This window comes from Kribbella qitaiheensis (genome assembly GCF_014217565.1).
In the GTDB taxonomy this organism is placed as follows: domain Bacteria; phylum Actinomycetota; class Actinomycetes; order Propionibacteriales; family Kribbellaceae; genus Kribbella; species Kribbella qitaiheensis_A.
Window position 1 is genome coordinate 401,868 of the sequence record NZ_CP043661.1, and the last position, 14,457, is coordinate 416,324.

Annotated in this window: 21 protein-coding genes; 12 read left to right on the plus strand and 9 right to left on the minus strand. The window is 67.5% G+C overall.

The annotated features are described in order from the left end of the window. Positions 1-3: 3 nt before the first annotated feature. The gene (locus F1D05_RS01800; RefSeq protein ID WP_185445620.1) at positions 4-981 is read right to left on the minus strand and encodes an iron-containing redox enzyme family protein; all 978 of its coding nucleotides are present in this window, start codon (positions 979-981) and stop codon (positions 4-6) included. A gap of 87 nt (positions 982-1,068) precedes the next feature. Continuing rightward, positions 1,069-2,037, minus strand: a complete 969-nt coding sequence (locus F1D05_RS01805; RefSeq protein WP_185445622.1) for a TIGR03557 family F420-dependent LLM class oxidoreductase — start codon at positions 2,035-2,037, stop codon at positions 1,069-1,071. Between the two features lie 88 nt (positions 2,038-2,125). Here F1D05_RS01805 and F1D05_RS01810 point away from each other — a divergent pair, with 88 nt between their 5' ends. From F1D05_RS01810 to F1D05_RS01830, 6 genes are all read left to right on the plus strand, one after another. Beyond that, positions 2,126-2,812: a GAF and ANTAR domain-containing protein gene (locus F1D05_RS01810; protein ID WP_185445624.1), complete on the plus strand. Its 687-nt coding sequence runs from the start codon at positions 2,126-2,128 to the stop codon at positions 2,810-2,812. A 230-nt stretch (positions 2,813-3,042) separates the two neighbouring features. After that, positions 3,043-3,174 carry a hypothetical protein gene (locus tag F1D05_RS41755; RefSeq protein WP_281388893.1) on the plus strand — a complete coding sequence of 44 codons (132 nt, stop codon included), beginning with the start codon at positions 3,043-3,045 and terminating at the stop codon, positions 3,172-3,174. A 200-nt stretch (positions 3,175-3,374) separates the two neighbouring features. Then, the gene (locus F1D05_RS01815) at positions 3,375-4,043 is read left to right on the plus strand and encodes a fasciclin domain-containing protein (RefSeq protein ID WP_185445626.1); all 669 of its coding nucleotides are present in this window, start codon (positions 3,375-3,377) and stop codon (positions 4,041-4,043) included. A 280-nt stretch (positions 4,044-4,323) separates the two neighbouring features. Then, positions 4,324-4,605, plus strand: a complete 282-nt coding sequence (locus F1D05_RS01820; RefSeq protein WP_185445627.1) for a twin-arginine translocation signal domain-containing protein — start codon at positions 4,324-4,326, stop codon at positions 4,603-4,605. A gap of 153 nt (positions 4,606-4,758) precedes the next feature. After that, the gene (locus F1D05_RS01825) at positions 4,759-6,138 is read left to right on the plus strand and encodes a DUF4331 domain-containing protein (RefSeq protein WP_185445629.1); all 1,380 of its coding nucleotides are present in this window, start codon (positions 4,759-4,761) and stop codon (positions 6,136-6,138) included. Further along, complete coding sequence (locus tag F1D05_RS01830; RefSeq protein WP_185445631.1) at positions 6,135-6,560, plus strand: hypothetical protein; 426 nt, start codon at positions 6,135-6,137, stop codon at positions 6,558-6,560. The genes F1D05_RS01825 and F1D05_RS01830 overlap by 4 nt, the downstream gene beginning before the upstream one ends. 85 nt (positions 6,561-6,645) lie before the next feature. Here F1D05_RS01830 and F1D05_RS01835 read toward each other — a convergent pair whose 3' ends face one another. Both F1D05_RS01835 and F1D05_RS01840 read right to left on the minus strand, forming a co-directional pair. Continuing rightward, complete coding sequence (locus F1D05_RS01835; protein WP_185445633.1) at positions 6,646-6,819, minus strand: CsbD family protein; 174 nt, start codon at positions 6,817-6,819, stop codon at positions 6,646-6,648. An 89-nt stretch (positions 6,820-6,908) separates the two neighbouring features. Beyond that, the gene (locus F1D05_RS01840) at positions 6,909-7,277 is read right to left on the minus strand and encodes a hypothetical protein (protein WP_185445635.1); all 369 of its coding nucleotides are present in this window, start codon (positions 7,275-7,277) and stop codon (positions 6,909-6,911) included. Positions 7,278-7,335: 58 nt separating this feature from the next. Between F1D05_RS01840 and F1D05_RS01845 the strand changes: the two genes are divergently transcribed. Then, the gene (locus F1D05_RS01845; protein WP_185445636.1) at positions 7,336-7,500 is read left to right on the plus strand and encodes a hypothetical protein; all 165 of its coding nucleotides are present in this window, start codon (positions 7,336-7,338) and stop codon (positions 7,498-7,500) included. On the opposite strand, the gene F1D05_RS01850 is transcribed toward F1D05_RS01845, so the two are convergent. From F1D05_RS01850 to F1D05_RS01865, 4 genes are read right to left on the minus strand one after another with little or no spacing between them, the layout of a single operon-like run. Further along, on the minus strand, positions 7,481-8,011 hold the full coding sequence (locus tag F1D05_RS01850) for a DUF6286 domain-containing protein (RefSeq protein WP_185445638.1): 531 nt from the start codon (positions 8,009-8,011) through the stop codon (positions 7,481-7,483). The two genes, F1D05_RS01845 and F1D05_RS01850, sit on opposite strands and share 20 nt — an antisense overlap. Next, positions 8,008-8,436, minus strand: coding sequence for an Asp23/Gls24 family envelope stress response protein (locus tag F1D05_RS01855; protein ID WP_185445640.1), 429 nt, complete (start codon positions 8,434-8,436; stop codon positions 8,008-8,010). The genes F1D05_RS01850 and F1D05_RS01855 overlap by 4 nt, the downstream gene beginning before the upstream one ends. Beyond that, positions 8,429-8,611, minus strand: coding sequence for a hypothetical protein (locus tag F1D05_RS01860; protein ID WP_185445642.1), 183 nt, complete (start codon positions 8,609-8,611; stop codon positions 8,429-8,431). Before F1D05_RS01860 ends, F1D05_RS01855 begins: the two co-directional genes overlap by 8 nt. Before the next feature lie 26 nt (positions 8,612-8,637). Then, positions 8,638-9,114, minus strand: coding sequence for an Asp23/Gls24 family envelope stress response protein (locus tag F1D05_RS01865; protein WP_185445644.1), 477 nt, complete (start codon positions 9,112-9,114; stop codon positions 8,638-8,640). A gap of 204 nt (positions 9,115-9,318) precedes the next feature. Here F1D05_RS01865 and F1D05_RS01870 point away from each other — a divergent pair, with 204 nt between their 5' ends. The 5 genes from F1D05_RS01870 to F1D05_RS01890 all read left to right on the plus strand — a co-directional run bounded on the left by F1D05_RS01870 (position 9,319) and on the right by F1D05_RS01890 (position 13,237). After that, positions 9,319-9,924 carry an RNA polymerase sigma factor gene (locus tag F1D05_RS01870; RefSeq protein WP_206686036.1) on the plus strand — a complete coding sequence of 202 codons (606 nt, stop codon included), beginning with the start codon at positions 9,319-9,321 and terminating at the stop codon, positions 9,922-9,924. Then, complete coding sequence (locus F1D05_RS01875) at positions 9,915-10,475, plus strand: Asp23/Gls24 family envelope stress response protein (protein ID WP_185445646.1); 561 nt, start codon at positions 9,915-9,917, stop codon at positions 10,473-10,475. The genes F1D05_RS01870 and F1D05_RS01875 overlap by 10 nt, the downstream gene beginning before the upstream one ends. After that, entirely contained in the window at positions 10,472-10,849 is a 378-nt protein-coding gene (locus F1D05_RS01880) for an Asp23/Gls24 family envelope stress response protein (RefSeq protein ID WP_185445648.1), read from the plus strand. Before F1D05_RS01875 ends, F1D05_RS01880 begins: the two co-directional genes overlap by 4 nt. A gap of 78 nt (positions 10,850-10,927) precedes the next feature. Beyond that, entirely contained in the window at positions 10,928-11,818 is an 891-nt protein-coding gene (locus F1D05_RS01885; RefSeq protein ID WP_185445650.1) for an AurF N-oxygenase family protein, read from the plus strand. Positions 11,819-11,824: 6 nt separating this feature from the next. After that, positions 11,825-13,237: an FAD-dependent oxidoreductase gene (locus F1D05_RS01890; RefSeq protein ID WP_185445652.1), complete on the plus strand. Its 1,413-nt coding sequence runs from the start codon at positions 11,825-11,827 to the stop codon at positions 13,235-13,237. Here the strand turns inward: F1D05_RS01890 and F1D05_RS01895 are convergent. Further along, positions 13,223-14,446 (minus strand): cation:proton antiporter, encoded by a 1,224-nt coding sequence (locus tag F1D05_RS01895; RefSeq protein ID WP_185445654.1) that lies wholly within the window; start codon positions 14,444-14,446, stop codon positions 13,223-13,225. The genes F1D05_RS01890 and F1D05_RS01895 overlap by 15 nt on opposite strands. Positions 14,447-14,457 lie beyond the last annotated feature (11 nt).

Genomic DNA, 14,457 nt, shown 5'->3' on the forward strand with positions numbered 1-14,457 from the left:
GTGTCAGCTGGCAGCCATCGGCTGGGCCGACTCGGCGGTATCCCAGTTGTCGAGCAGGTAGTGGGCGAACAGATTGTCCACACCGAGGCAGCAGGTCGCACCGAACAGGATGCCGGCGACGGACTCGGGGTGCTCCTCGGCGTAGCCGTCGCACAGATCGTGGGCCGCGATCTGCTCGTGGACGGCGTCCGCCTCGACATGCTCGGTGAAGTAGCGAGCCGCTACCGGTCCGGCGCCGAGGCGGGTCGCGCCGGCGGCGTACCGGCGATTGGGCAGAGTCGAGGTCATCTCCAGCGCGGCCAGGTGGCCGAGCAGCGCCGGGGTCCACTGGCGATGCAAGGCGAAGGTCGACATGACGTTCGAGATCGCGAGCGTGACTGCCGGTACCTCGGGGACATAGCGGCCGTAGGAGTCGTCGAGGTCGAGCCAGCGCATGGTCGAGCGGAAGAGTTCGGCGTGCATCCGCTCCGGCCGGCCGCCGCCGTACTCGTCGGCCTGGATCTCGACCAGGGCCGTCTTTGCCGGGCCGTCGAGGCGGGGGATGCCGAAGCTGTGCGGGTCGGCCTCCTTCAGTTGGTAGACCGACCGGTTCAGGACGAACTCCCGGAACTCTTCCAGGCCGGCGTGACGATGCAGGAAGGCCGCCAGGGAAGGGCCGTCATCTCGATCGATCAGGTCGCGGAGCAAGTCGGAGGGCTTGCCGTCGACAGTGGCCGGCCAGTAGGTGGCGCAGAGCCACTCGAGCCAGGGGTGTTCGAGCTCGGCCCGGAACGCCAGGATGTCGAGGTCCCATTCCGCCGCCGGATCGACGTCGTCGAAGCCGCGGTAGTGCAGTTCGTAGCAGCACCACAGTGCCAACTGCAGATCGTCGTCAGCCCAGGGCTGGTCGTACTCGCCGACGAGGGGAGACGGCACGAGGCGGCCATTCAGGTGATCGCCGAGCCATTGGGTGAGTGGTCCGCGGGGTGGGGGAAGCTGCATGGTTCTGTCTCCTTCACGACCCAGCGCCGGTACCCGCGGATTCACGGGCCATGCCTGGCCGGAAAGTGACGTCGGCCTCCCGCCGACTCAGTGACCTGCTGACTTGCGGAGTTCGGGGAGGACCTCGGTGCGGTAGAGGTTCATCATGTCGACCGAGTGGGGACCCATGTTCGCGACGTAGATCTCGTCGAAGCCGGCCTCGACGTACGGTTCGAACGCCTTGAGATGATCGGCTGCCTTCGCGCCGCAGGTCACGGATTCCGCGGTCTGCTCCTTGGTGACCAGTTGGCTGGCCTGTTCGAAGTGGCGCGGCGAGGGCAGCACCTGGGACAGCTCTCCGGGGAGGCCGGCGTTGCCCCAGATCCGGTGCGCCTGCTCGATGCCCTCGTCCTCGGTGGGCGCATAGCTGACCTTGAAGCCTGCCTGGGTGAGCTTGTCACCGCCGCCGTTCGTACGGAACCGCTGCAGCAGGTCCTTGTCGGGCGTGGTGGTGATGTAACCGTCGGCGATCCGGGCGGCCAGGTCCGTCGCTTGCGGCCCGAATCCGGACATGTAGATCGGCAGCGGCGAGTCCGGGCGGGTGTAGATCCGGGCGGTGTCGACGGTGTAGTGCTTGCCGTGATGGCTGACGAAGCCGTCCTCGGTCCAGAGCCGGCGGATGATCTCGACGGCTTCCTCCAGCATCTCCAGCCGTACGTCGACCGTCGGCCAGGCGTCGCCGAAGATGTGCTCGTTGAGAGCCTCACCGCTGCCGATGCCGAGCCTGAAGCGACCGTTGAGCAGTACTGCGCTGGTCGCGGCGGCCTGGGCGATGACGGCCGGGTGGATCCGCACGGTCGGGCAGGTGACCGCCGTCGTTACCGGAAGCTCGCAGACCTGGGAGACCGCGCCGATCATCGACCACACGAACGCACTCTGCCCCTGCTCGTCGTTCCAGGGGTGGAAGTGGTCGCTGATCCACAATCCGTCGAAGCCGGCCTCCTCGGCCAGCCGCGCCTGCTCGATCAACTGCGCCGGTGTGTATTCCTCGCTGGACAGAAAATATCCGATCTCCATCTACCCGTGGTACCCAGGAACGGGCCGCGCAATCGGCGTCCTGGACCTCGTCCTGGTTCGGGGGAGCGGAGCGGGGTACTCGAAGGCAATGGAACCTGAAGCTGTGGTCGAGACGGCCCGACGGTTGGCGGAGGCGCTGAAGCCGGGCGACCTGGACCAGACGTTGAGCCGGATCACCGCGGCAGCAGTCGAGGTACTGCCCGAAGTCGACTTCTGCAGCATCACCATCCTGCATGCCGACGGCAGCCTGGATACCAGCTCGCCGACCGATGAGAAGCTGTGGAAGCTGGACCAGGCGCAGTACCAGTTCCGTGAAGGTCCTTGCTACGAGGCCGCGACCACCACGGTTCATGTCATCTCCCCGGATCTCGCGAACGACGAGCGCTTCCCGCAGTACGCCGCGGTCGCCGTCCGGGACGGGATCCGGGCCCATGCCGGGCTCAGGTTGTTCGACGGACCGAAGGGTCGCGCGGCGCTGAACCTGTACTCCGAGACGCTCGGAGCGTTCTCGGACCTGGCCTCGCTCGGCGCCCTGTTCGCGCACCAGTCAGCGGTGGCGATCGGCTACGCCTACGAGATCCGCGAACTCCAGGAGGCCGTGAAGACCCGCGGCCTGATCGGGCAGGCGGTCGGTATCGTCATGGAGCGCTACAAACTGAACGACCAGCGCGCCTTCGCATTCCTCGCCCGGCTGTCCCAGCACGGCAACATCAAACTGAGACGAGTCGCCGAGCAACTCGTCGCCACCGTCCCACAGCCCACCGACGACCGCTGATCCGCACGCCACATACCCGCTGGCCGACCAGCAGGGTTGGAGTAGGTGGTGGTGGATCATCAGGTGCGGGTGATGACCTGAAACGTCTGGTGGCGCTTCGGGCCCCGGCGGCGTGAGCGTCAGCCCGGCAACCTCAACGCGGCCGCCGACGCGATCAGGGCATGGTGCCGCCCTGTTCGGCTATACCAAGTTGTACGGCCAGGTGCCTGGCGGAGGGGGAATACCTGCGGGTGCCGCAGGCGCAGTACGGGCCGATCAAGGTGTCCCATGGACGCCGGCCGGCTCTGTCCGACGGCCCGGCCGCGTACGAGATGTTCCAGCAGAAGCAGGACGGCGCGATCAAGATCCTCCTGACCCCGTAAGAGTCTGCGGATGGATCGGCGCAAAAGTTTTTTCGCGCCGACCCATCCGGGGTGGTGATGGTGGCGAAGTAGGGGTGTCAGCTGCGGGTCGCGGGAGCGGCCCATCAGCAACTGGTGGCGACAAGGCCGGGTGGTTCTCCGGTGTTCGCCGGAATGACCAGTCGCCCCGGCTCAGTCACCTCACCGAAAGAGAGATCGTCATGTCCAAGAACGTTGTCCGGCTCGGCCTCGCCGCGTCCGCACTCTCCCTGCTGTTCGTCACCGCTGCTTGTGGCAGCAATAACGACAAGTCGAGCAGCAGCCCGTCGACGACCACGTCGTCCTCGGCGCCGGCCCCGACCGACACCGCGAGCTCCGCCCCGGCCGACAACACCTCCGGACTGGTCGGCCCGGGTTGCGCCGACTACGCGAAGGCGAACCCGTCCGGTGCTGGTTCGGTTGACGGTATGGCTGCCGCTCCGGTTGCCACTGCTGCTTCGGGTAACCCGTTGCTGAAGACGCTGGTCGCGGCTGTGTCGGGCAAGCTGAACCCGAAGGTCGACCTGGTCTCGACGCTGAACGGTGGTGAGTTCACCGTGTTCGCGCCGGTCGACTCCGCGTTCGCCAAGATCGATGCCAAGACGATCGCCACGCTGAAGACCAACGACGCGCTGCTGTCCAAGATCCTGACCTACCACGTCGTCCCGGGTCAGCTGGACGCGACCGCGGTCGTCGGCAAGCACGCCACGGTCGAGAAGCAGGACGTCACCGTCTCCGGTTCGGGCGACAACCTGATGGTCAACAACGCCAAGGTCATCTGCGGTGGCGTGAAGACGGCCAACGCGACGGTCTACCTGATCGACTCCGTGCTGATGCCGCCGGCGGCCTGACGATCCCGTCGCCCGGCATCACCGGGCCGGTGTCACCAGGCCAGGACACCAGATCACGGTGACACCGACCCAGCAGTGACGGTGGTGCCTCCCAACTCCAGGGAGGCACCACCGTTTTTTGTTTCCCGGCCCACCCATCCACCGGCCGGGCTGCCTCGAATGCTGGGTGATGCGGCTGTGATCCAGATCACAACATATGCGATCGAGTCGCATCTACGGGGGACTGGCCGCCGGCACCCGCCGGCGGCCACGTAGTACCGGAGAGAGGGAAGGAACAGTCATGAGTGACGCAACACGACGCGGATTCCTGGTGTTCGCGGGTGCGGGCACCGCGGCCGCGGTCGGCGCGGTCGCCGCGGGGCCGAAGCTGTTCGGCGACCAGCCGGACGCCGCGCCCGCGAGTACGCCGCTGCAGCCGGCCGACCTGGCGACGGCGGAGTCGTTCGTCGTCCACGTCAAGGACGTGAAGTCCGGGCAGCTGGCGATCCTGGTCGGTGACCGGGAGGTGCTGGTGACGGATCGCGAACTGGCCCAGCGACTGGCCGGAGCGGTCACCGCCTGAGCGGTCGCCGTCCCAGCGCCTGAGCAGTCGGCGTTGAGCAGTCGGCGTTGAGCAGTCAGCGTTGAGCAGTCAGCGTTGAGCACCATCCAAAGCGGCTCCGGCAGACCGCTCCTTTGCAATGCATCTGCAGTTCCCATGGGAGGAAACCCAGACATGTCTTCGCATCGCGAAGCGCCGGAGATCTCGAAGGATCCGGTTGCCGACAACACCGACGTCTACGCGTTCGTGAGCCCGGACAAGCCGGACACGGTGACGCTGATCGCCAACTTCATCCCGTTCCAGAACCCGTTCGGCGGGCCGAACTTCTACGAGTTCGGCGACGATGTGCTTTACCAGATCCACATCTCCAACGGCGGTGACGGCAAGACGGATATCAGCTACCAGTTCCGCTTCCACGCCGAGATCCGGAACAAGAAGACCTTTCTCTACAACACCGGCCCGATCACCTCGATCAAGGACACCACCTGGAACCGGCCGCAGTACTACTCGATCACCCGGGTCGAGCACGGCCGGTCGCGGATCCTGGCTCGCGACCTGGCCGCGCCGCCGGTCAACGTGGGCGTTCGTAGTACGCCGAACTACGCCAAGCTCGCCGGTCAGGCGATCCACACCTTCGGCACCAACCGGAAGGTGTTCGCCGGTCAGCGCGCGGACGGCTTCTTCGCCGACCTCGGCAGCATCTTCGACCTCGGCACCCTGCGGCCGTTCCAGATGGCGCACCTGATCCCGTCCGCCGCGGCGATGGGCGTCAACGGGTTGCAGGGCTCGAACGTGCACACGATCGCGATCCAGGTGCCGATCAGCGACCTGACCTGCGACGGCAAGACGCCGAAGGACGTGATGGACCCCAAGTCCGTCATCGGCGTCTACGCCTCGGCCAGCCGTCAGCAGTCCAAGATCCTCGACGACATCCTCGGTATCCCGGTCTGGCACGGCCCGCACAAGCAGGTCTCGCGGCTGGGCAACCCGCTGTTCAACGAGGTCATCGTGCCGATGGCCGAGAAGGACAAGTGGAACAGCCGGCCGCCGTCCGATGACAAGAAGTACGCGGAGTACGTGACCAAGCCTGAGCTGGCCGGGTTGCTGCCGGTGCTCTATCCGGGCGTGTTCCCGAGGCTGGCGGCGTACAAGAAGCCTCGCGCCGACCTGGCGGCGATCCTGCTGACCGGCATCCCGAAGGGCGTAGTACCGGGGTTCCAGAACTACACGGGACCGGTGCAGGCCGACTTGTTGCGGCTGAACGTCGCCGTACCGCCGTCGAAGTCGCCGAACCCGCTCGGCCTGGTGGCGGGCGACGCGGCCGGATTCCCGAACGGGCGCCGGGTTTTCGACGACGTCGTGACCGTCGAGCTGCGGGCGGTGGCCGGACTGACGATCCCGCTGGTCGATCCGTCGTACACGATCGACGACGCGGCCGGTGCGATCAAGGACGGTACGTCGAACACGAACTCCGACTACCTGAAGACGTTCCCGTACCTCGGTACGCCGGCAGGCGGTTACCAGAGCAAGCCGGGCGTTCCGGCGGTGTCATGACGCTCACCAATGCCGAGGAGAACCCGCATGCGGGCAAGGGATCGTCGGTCCTGCTCGACATTGGCGACGACGTGGGCGCGATCGTGATCACCCTGCCGGCCGACCTGGAAGACGTGGAGATCGAACGCCGCCCGGTCGGCTGGTCAACCGAGCCTGCAGCCGATCACGACCACGAGCCTGCAGCCGATCACGACCACGGGCATGCTGAGGAGCACGGCCATGGGCATGGGGAGCACAGTCACCGCTTTCCGCACGTGGCGGTCGTGCCGCGTTCTTCGCCTGATGGAGAGTTGGTCCACTCGGCTGTCTTCTTCGACGTACCTGAGGGCAGCTACGAGCTGCATGCACTGCCCGACGGGCCCGTGCGACTCACGGTGGAGGTAACCGGCGGCCACGTCACCGAGGCGACCTGGCCGGAGTAGTACAGAGGGCTGCCGGGATGACCCCGTGCACATCCCGGCAGCCCTGCCTGTTTCGGCACCCCGCTGAACCGCGGGGGCGTTCGGGCTACTTCTTGAAGGCGTCCTTGACGTTCTCGCCGGCGCTCTTCAGATCGGCCTTGGTCTGGTCGGTCCTGCCCTCGGCCTCGAGGTCCTTGTTGCCGGTCAGGTCTCCGATGACCTCTTTGGCCTTGCCTGCCAGCTCTTCGGCGGCGTTCTTGGCCTTGTCTGCGATACCCATTGCTGTCAACTCCTGTTGATCGACCGGCCCGGTGGAGCCGGTGTCCGTGGGATTCCCTGGTCGGGCCCGCTTGTCCACCGCGCGCGGGGTCACTGCACGCGGCTCGTGGGTTTGGTGCCGCGGGCGACGCGTAGCTCGATCCGGTGGTGGAGGTCGTCGCGGCCGATGACGCGGTGGAGGTCGTCGGCGGTCAGTTCGGCCGCGGCCCGTACGGCGTCGAGGTCGGTGGCGGGCTCCAGGGTCGCGGTGAGTTCGGCGACGAGCTGGCCGCGATCCAGGACGATTCGCCCGGAGCCGCTCCGGATACCCGGCGTTTGCGCGAGCACCTTGGCGGCAGTGGCAGCGGCGGCCTTCGCATCGGCGGTGAGGCGTCCGGTCGCGTCGCTGCCGGTGAGGCGGAGTTGGCCCGTGCCGCGGCGGGGGAGGTGCCGGGACAGCCAGCTGAGACCGAGGCCCACCAGGAGCAGGCCACCGAAAGCTGTTGCCCAAGGCCACCAAGACGTCCGCGGCAGGTCGGTGAGCGCACTGATCTCGAGCCGGGCCGGCGACGTCGGGGATCAGGTCGTAGCGCCAGCCGAGCGCGGCTGCTCCCGCCGCGATCAGTACGCCGGCGATCGCGAAGGCGGCGATCCGATCGAAGGCGACGAGCCCGCGACGCATCTCAGTTCTCCTCGACGGTGACCCGGGCGCGAACCCGGGGGAGCGGTGTGACGGTTTGCAGCCGCTGTCCGATCGCGGCGGTCAGGTCGTCGCGGACCTGGCTCGCGTTACCGGTCGCAGTCGCGGTTACCCGCAGTCTGTGTCGCCGGGCCTTGGTGCCTGCCGCGGTGACCGAGTCGATGGTCGTAGCAGTGTCCGTGGCCAGCCGGGCCGCGTCGCGGTAGCGGATCCAGACACCGGCGTCGCCGACAGCCAGGTGGGTGGTCTTGCGCGGCTTCACCGCGGCGATCAGGAACCAGACCCCGATCAGTATCGCGGCGATTCCGGCGGGGATCATCCAGTCGACCGGCTTCAGCACCGAGGCTTTGCCGAACAGCCACTCCAGCCATGAGGTCCCGCCGATGGCACCGGCCGAAACGAGCGCGTCGCGGACGCCGACGGCGCCGACAGCGGTGACGGCAAGAGCGCCGATGATGCCGGCTGTTGCGGCGGCGGGTAGGGCGACCGGCTTTTTCGCTGGTGTGCTGGTCACTCCACCCTCCTCGGGATCTTGGTGCTCGGGATTTCGACAGCGGAGATGTCCACGCTGACCGCGTCGATGACCAGCCCGGTGAGGTGGGTGACGGTGCTGCCTACCCGGCCGCGAATCTCGGCGGCCAGCTCAGCGAGCGGATGTCCCCACTCCACGGCGACCTCGACGGTGAGCCGGGCTCGTTGTCCGGCCAGCAGCGCGTTCGCCTTGGGCAGGTCGTGTCGGAAGGTCGCCTCCTGCCGCAGTACGCCACGAGCCTCCAGCGCGGAGGCTTCAGCAATCCGTTCGACCACGCGGGGGCTGATGATCAACGCGCCCCGGTCGCCAGGTTCACCGCGATCGCCAGGACCGCCCGGATCGCCGCGGTCGCCCGGATCGGGCTCGATCGGCTCGACGCTCGGGGCGGCGAGGGCGGTGTCAGCCACGGCCGCGGCGTGACATCAGGTCGTCCAGCCCTTTGGTGCCGTCGGTCAGGTACCGGCCGACGGCGAATCCGACCGCGCCCAGTACGAGCGCCAGCAGGAACCCGCCGAAGCCGCCGGCTGCCGCGGCGATGGCGATCAGCAGGCCGGCGAACAGGCCGATGGTCGAGGTGTTCACGAGTTCTCCTTGAAGTGGTGCGGCTGTTACTGGACGCGGCGTTCGGCGGGGGTGTCGTCGGGAGTGTCGTCGTCTTCGCCTTCGAGGTGGATGTCGCTGACGGCGATATTGACCTCGGTGACCTCGAGGCCGGTCATTCGCTCGACCGCGGAGATCACATTGCGCCGGATGCCCTGGGCCAGATCCGCGATGCTGACGCCGTACTCGACGATGATCTGCAGGTCGATCGCGGCCTGCCGCTCGCCGACCTCGACCGTGACGCCCTGGGACAGGTTCGTCTTGGAGCCCGGGATCCGGTCCCGGATCATCCCGACCGTGCGCGCCGCGGTACCGCCGAGGTCGTAGACGCCGCTGACCTCGCGGGTCGCGATGCCGGCGATCTTCGACACCACCGTGTCGGCGATCGAGGTCTTGCCCTGGGAATCGGTGCTGTCGGCAACCAGCTCCGCGGCCGGCTGTCCGACCGGCTTGAGCGTGGATCCGGTGGGGGTGTTCTGGCTCATCGGTGCATCCTTCGATTCGGAGTACGGGATGGTTTGTCTTCGGTAGGACGACGGGCTCGGATGGTTCGTCACGGCGGGTTCGGTGTGAGCACGATCACCAGCTGGGTACTGAAAGCAGCGTGACATCTGCGAGGCTGGCGTCGTCTCTATTTCAACGGGCGCGCCGATACGTGCCCGCGGATCAGGGCGCGGAGGAGGAAATCGGTGACGACCGCTGACGCGGCAGGTTCTGGGGCATCGGTGGCCCCGGCTCCTGGTGGCCTGGCCGAGTTGGACGAGGCAACTCTGGTCGCCAGGGCGCGCGACCGTGACCCCGCCTCGTTCGAGCTGCTGGTCCGCCGTTACCAGCGGCGCATCTACTCACTTTGCCTACGGATGCTCAACGGCGCCAGCGGTGAGGCCGAAGATGTTGCGCAGGAAGTGTTCCTGACTGCCTGGCGACGGCTCCCGGAGATCGAGTACGACGGTGCCTTCGGCAGTTGGCTGTATCGCACGGCGACCAACAAGTGCCTGACGATCCTCCAGCGGCGCAAGCCGGTCGACGAGATCGATGAGCACAACACCCCGATCGAGACCGGCGTCGACGGTGACCCGGCGCGGGCGGTGCACAACAGCGAAGCGATGAGAGCCCTCACGCTGGCACTCGCGCAGCTGCCACCGCCACAACGAGCCTGTTGGCTGCTGCGCGAGGTGCACGGCAGGTCGTACCAGGAGATCGCCGACCTGGTCGAGACGACACCAACAGCGGTCAGAGGCCGGATAGCCCGAGCACGAGCAGAGCTGGTGGAGGTGATGAAGCCATGGAGATGAAGCCCACGCAGGAGACCGCTCACCTGCTGCCGTGTGGTCGCAGCGTCGAGGATGTCTGGGACGACCTCGAAGCCGGACGGGTCACCGACCACGCTCTCCGCTGCCCGCATTGCACTACGGCGCGGGCCGGCCTGGATGAGCTGACCGAAGCCACCCGCTTGCTGATCGACGACCCGATCGAACCGCCGGTCGGGTTCCTGGACAAGATCATGACCGCGGTGCGGGCCGACCTCAGCCTCGGCCGGTCGATCCCGCTCACCTCGCAGGTGGACGTCTCGACGTACGCCCTGGCCGCCGTACTGCGGTATGCCGTCGATGGCGTCGACGGGGTCCGCGCCCACGAGTGCCGGATCGAGGTGGCGCCGGACAACCCAGGGGCTGTCCGGGTGTGGATGTCGGTGGCGCTGCGATTCGGTTCTGGGCAGGTCACCGCGCTGGACCAGGCCAGGCATCGCGTCGCTGCCGCCTTGCCCGAGAGGATCGGGCTGGAGCTCGAGACGCTGGACTTCGAGGTCGTGGACGTGTGGATGGAGCCGGGAGAGCAGCGATGAGCGCCGGCAGTCTCCTACCGCCCGGCCTTCGCGCCGAGATCCGCGCTGCAGAGGGTGCCGCGGGAGCTGCCCGTGCCGTGCCCGGCGTAGTACGGCTGCAGCCTGGGGTCTGGGGATTGCTGCGCCAGTTCGCCACGCAGGCCTGGACGCAGGCCACCGGCAAGCCGCTGCCTGATATCGGCGGCGTCGACGCGGACCTCACCGCCGAACAGCTCCGGATCGACCTGCGGGTCGTGGTCAGCATCTTCTACCGGGCAGCCGACGTCGGCGAAGCGGTCCACGACGCCGTCATGGCCGCGGTCGCACCGATGACAGACAGGCCGCTGCAGGTCCGCGTCCACATCGTCGAGATCGACCTCGAGCCGGGAGGTTAACGGGCCGGCGGGTTGGCTTCGAGGGTTACATTGGCTATGTTACATCTGTAGTGTCTTATTAGCCGATGGACAGCGGAGATGATCCCGATGCCGGACCAGCTCGTGGAACAAGCATCTGAACGCCTCCTCGCTTCGGCGGCGCGGTTGTCGCGGGACCCGATGACCGAGATCGACTGGGAGGCGCCGGTCGACGATCTCTACGGGCTGTCGCCGGAGTGGAGCACCCTGTACGGAACGGCGTACTGGGAGGAGCTCAGCGAGGAGCAGCGGCGCGAGTTGAGCCGGCACGAGGCCGCGTCGGTCGCCAGTACCGGGATCTGGTTCGAGCTGATCCTGCAGCAGCTGATCCTCCGGGACGTGTACTCCACCGATCCGGCGAGCAGCGAGTTCCAGTGGGCTCTGACGGAGGTCGCCGACGAGTGCCGGCACTCGATCATGTTCGCGCGGGCGACCGGCAAGCTCGGAGCGCCGGTTTACCGGCCGTCGTTCGCGACCCGGGAGCTCGGGCGGCTGTTCAAGACCCTGGCTGTCGGGGAGGCCGCGTACGCGGCGATCCTGGTGGCCGAGGAAGTCCTCGATGTGATGCAGCGTGACTGGATGCGCGATCCGCGCGTTCTCCCGCTGATCCGTCAGGTGAACAACATCCACGTCGTCGAGGAGTCCCGGCACATGATGTTCGCCCGGGACGAGACCCGGGAGGCGCTGGTCGGTGCCGGCCGTACGCGGCGCTGGACCAGTGCGCTGGTGATCGCCATCGCGGCCTGCGTGATCGTGAAGGCGATGGTCAATCCGGCGGTCTACGCCAACGTCGGTCTCGACAGCGCGCGAGCCGTTCGGGAGGCAGCGGGCAACGAGCACCATCGAGCGCTGATGCGGTCGAGCTGCGCTGGTCTGATGGAATTCCTCGGCTCGACCGGCCTGCTCACCGGACCCGCGGTGCGCATCTATCGCCGCGTCGGACTGATCTGACCTGCGATGACGTACGTCGTCGGCGGTGGTTGCTGTAGCGATGCCAGTTGTGTCGCGGTCTGTCCGGTCAACTGCATCCACCCCTCTCCCGGCGAACCCGATTTCGGTCAGACCGATGGAGTGTTCATCGATCCGCAGGTCTGCATCGACTGTGGTGCCTGCGCCGAGGCTTGTCCGGTCGACGCGATCTCCCCGCTCGACCAGCTCGCGGCGGACGATCATCGGATCGCCGCGAACGCGACCTTCTACACCGACAATCCGGATCGTCGAAGCGATGGCGGCCTTGCGTCGTGGGGCCCGCCATCCTTCGATGCCTGGACGGCCGCTGCCTTGCCGATGAAGGTGGCGATCGTCGGTGCCGGGCCGGCGGGCCTGTACGCCGCACGGGAGCTCCTGCTCCGCAGTACGGCCGAAATCAACTTGCTGGACAAGCTTCCACACGTCGGCGGGCTTGCTCGCTACGGTGTCGCGCCCGATCACCCGGACACCCGCCAGATCGTCGGCGTACTCGAACGGGTCGCCCGTCATCCACGGATCCACCTACGGCTGGGTGTCGAGTTCGGCCGGGATGTCGACCATGCGCAACTGGCGGACAGTCATGACGCGGTGGTGTATGCGCTCGGCGCGCCAGAGAGCCGGTTGACCGGGATGCCGGGGGAGGACGAGGCCGGAAGCTGCAGCGCCTCCGATTTCGTTGCCTGGTACAACGGTCACCCGCGCATCGATACCTGTCCGGTCGACCTGCGCGGTCCAAGGGCTGTTGTCGTCGGCAACGGCAATGTCGCGATCGATATCGCCCGCCTCCTGCTGAGTGATCCCGAGCGGCTGGCGAGAGCGGAGCTGGGTCCGGCAGTGAGGCATGCGCTGACTGCCGGTGAGATTCGCGAGGTGGTGCTGCTGGGACGGCGCGGCCCCGACGTCGCGGCGTACTCCGAGTCCGAGTTCCGGGAGATCGTGGGGCTGCCCGGGGTCACGACCGTCGTAGCCGATGCACCGGGTGTCGGCAAGGCCATCGAGGCGGGAACTGGCCGCGCCGGATTGCTGACCGGCGTACGGCGTGAGGCTGTCGATCTGTCGGCCGATCCTCTGCCTGGTCGTCGACTGGTCCTCCGCTTCGGAGCAGCGCCACAGCGGTGGCACGACGGCACGCTCGACGTGAGCGACGGCCAACCGATCCGGGCCGGCATGCTGATCAGCGCGATCGGCTTCCACTCGCCACCAGTACCGGGTCTTCCATACTCCGACGGTCGCATCCCTCAGGCCGACGGGCGCGTCGTCGGAATGACGAACACCTACGTCACCGGTTGGCTCCGACGTGGCTCCAGCGGCGGCCTCGGCCACAATCGCTTGTGTGCCGAGGAAACAGTCACCGCTCTGCTGTCCGACGCATCGAGCCGAATCGCCTTACCTGTCGTGTAACTTCCGCACGGCCGGACCGCTTTCGTCGAGCGGCCGGCCGGACTGCTTGAGCAGGACCAGGGCGACGGCGGGGAAGACCAGGACCGAGATGAGCCCGGCGCAGATGAGCGCGGCGGCGGTCACCTCGGACATCAGTCCGGTCGTGACGCCGATCTGCGTCGCCGTCACGATGAACGGCAAAGAAGTTGCCTGCAGCAACGCCATCGCCGCGGTCGGGCGCGGACCAAGTGTCCGCAACGACAAGTACGCCGGTACGCCGCGGGCAATCAGTAACGCTACCAGGAAGAGCGGCACCCGGAGCAATGCCGCTGGATCGTCGAGCAGGCCGCCGAGATCGAGCCGCAGCCCGCTGGTCACGAAGAACACCGGAATGAGGAAGCCGTAGCCCAACGCCGCCAGCTTCACCCGGAACTGCGGATGCGAGCTGGAGTCGCGGTCGACCATCCCGACGACGGCACCCGCCAGGAACGCGCCGAGAATGGTCTCCAGACCGAATTGCTCGGCCAGGGCGACGAAGGCGACCAGCAGGACGACGGCGGCCCGGACCCGGATCTCGGCGGTGGTGTCCTGCAACCGGTACAACGCCGCACCGAGCTTCTGCGAGCGGCCCGCGGTCGAGACGACGACGCCCGCGACAGCGACCAGGACGGCGAACAGCGCGACCATCACGATTCGCTCGCCGGCACTACCGCCCTCGGTAGAGAACAGCAGCGAAAGCACCAGCACTGCGGCGAAGTCTGCGACGGAAGCGGCCGCGATGGTGGACTGCCCGACCTCGCCGTCGACCTGCCCGGCGTCCTTGAGGACCGGAACGACCAGACCCAACGAGGTTGCCGACAAGGTGATCGCGAGCAGGAAAGGACTGTGCACCCAGCCGGCCGCGGCGAAGCCGGCGCCCGCGACTCCGCCGAGGACGAGCGTGATCAGGTAGCCGAGCAGGGCCAGTCGCAGTACCCGGCCGCGCAGTCTGTGGACGTCGATCTCGAGACCGGCCAGGAACAGCAGGAACCCGAGGCCGAGCAGCGAGACGATCTGGACCGGCAGATCGACGTCGACCAGGCCGAGGCCATGCGGTCCGAGGACGATGCCGGCCACGATTTCGAGCACGACGGCCGGGATCCGGAAGCGTGGAGCGAGCCCGAGTAGCAGTGGTGCCAGTAGGGCGACCAACACGACGGCGAACAGGTTGGTGAAATGAACACCCGGCATGGCGGCTTCCC

Bases quoted from the DNA above. Each gene is read 5' to 3' on its own strand.
- F1D05_RS01800 (WP_185445620.1), bottom strand. From the start codon at position 981: ATGCAGCTTCCCCCACCCCGCGGACCACTCACCCAATGGCTCGGCGAT.
- F1D05_RS01805 (WP_185445622.1), bottom strand. From the start codon at position 2,037: ATGGAGATCGGATATTTTCTGTCCAGCGAGGAATACACACCGGCGCAG.
- F1D05_RS01810 (WP_185445624.1), top strand. From the start codon at position 2,126: ATGGAACCTGAAGCTGTGGTCGAGACGGCCCGACGGTTGGCGGAGGCG.
- F1D05_RS01815 (WP_185445626.1), top strand. From the start codon at position 3,375: ATGTCCAAGAACGTTGTCCGGCTCGGCCTCGCCGCGTCCGCACTCTCC.
- F1D05_RS01820 (WP_185445627.1), top strand. From the start codon at position 4,324: ATGAGTGACGCAACACGACGCGGATTCCTGGTGTTCGCGGGTGCGGGC.
- F1D05_RS01825 (WP_185445629.1), top strand. From the start codon at position 4,759: ATGTCTTCGCATCGCGAAGCGCCGGAGATCTCGAAGGATCCGGTTGCC.
- F1D05_RS01830 (WP_185445631.1), top strand. From the start codon at position 6,135: ATGACGCTCACCAATGCCGAGGAGAACCCGCATGCGGGCAAGGGATCG.
- F1D05_RS01835 (WP_185445633.1), bottom strand. From the start codon at position 6,819: ATGGGTATCGCAGACAAGGCCAAGAACGCCGCCGAAGAGCTGGCAGGC.
- F1D05_RS01865 (WP_185445644.1), bottom strand. From the start codon at position 9,114: ATGAGCCAGAACACCCCCACCGGATCCACGCTCAAGCCGGTCGGACAG.
- F1D05_RS01875 (WP_185445646.1), top strand. From the start codon at position 9,915: ATGGAGATGAAGCCCACGCAGGAGACCGCTCACCTGCTGCCGTGTGGT.
- F1D05_RS01880 (WP_185445648.1), top strand. From the start codon at position 10,472: ATGAGCGCCGGCAGTCTCCTACCGCCCGGCCTTCGCGCCGAGATCCGC.
- F1D05_RS01885 (WP_185445650.1), top strand. From the start codon at position 10,928: ATGATCCCGATGCCGGACCAGCTCGTGGAACAAGCATCTGAACGCCTC.
- F1D05_RS01890 (WP_185445652.1), top strand. From the start codon at position 11,825: ATGACGTACGTCGTCGGCGGTGGTTGCTGTAGCGATGCCAGTTGTGTC.
- F1D05_RS01895 (WP_185445654.1), bottom strand. From the start codon at position 14,446: ATGCCGGGTGTTCATTTCACCAACCTGTTCGCCGTCGTGTTGGTCGCC.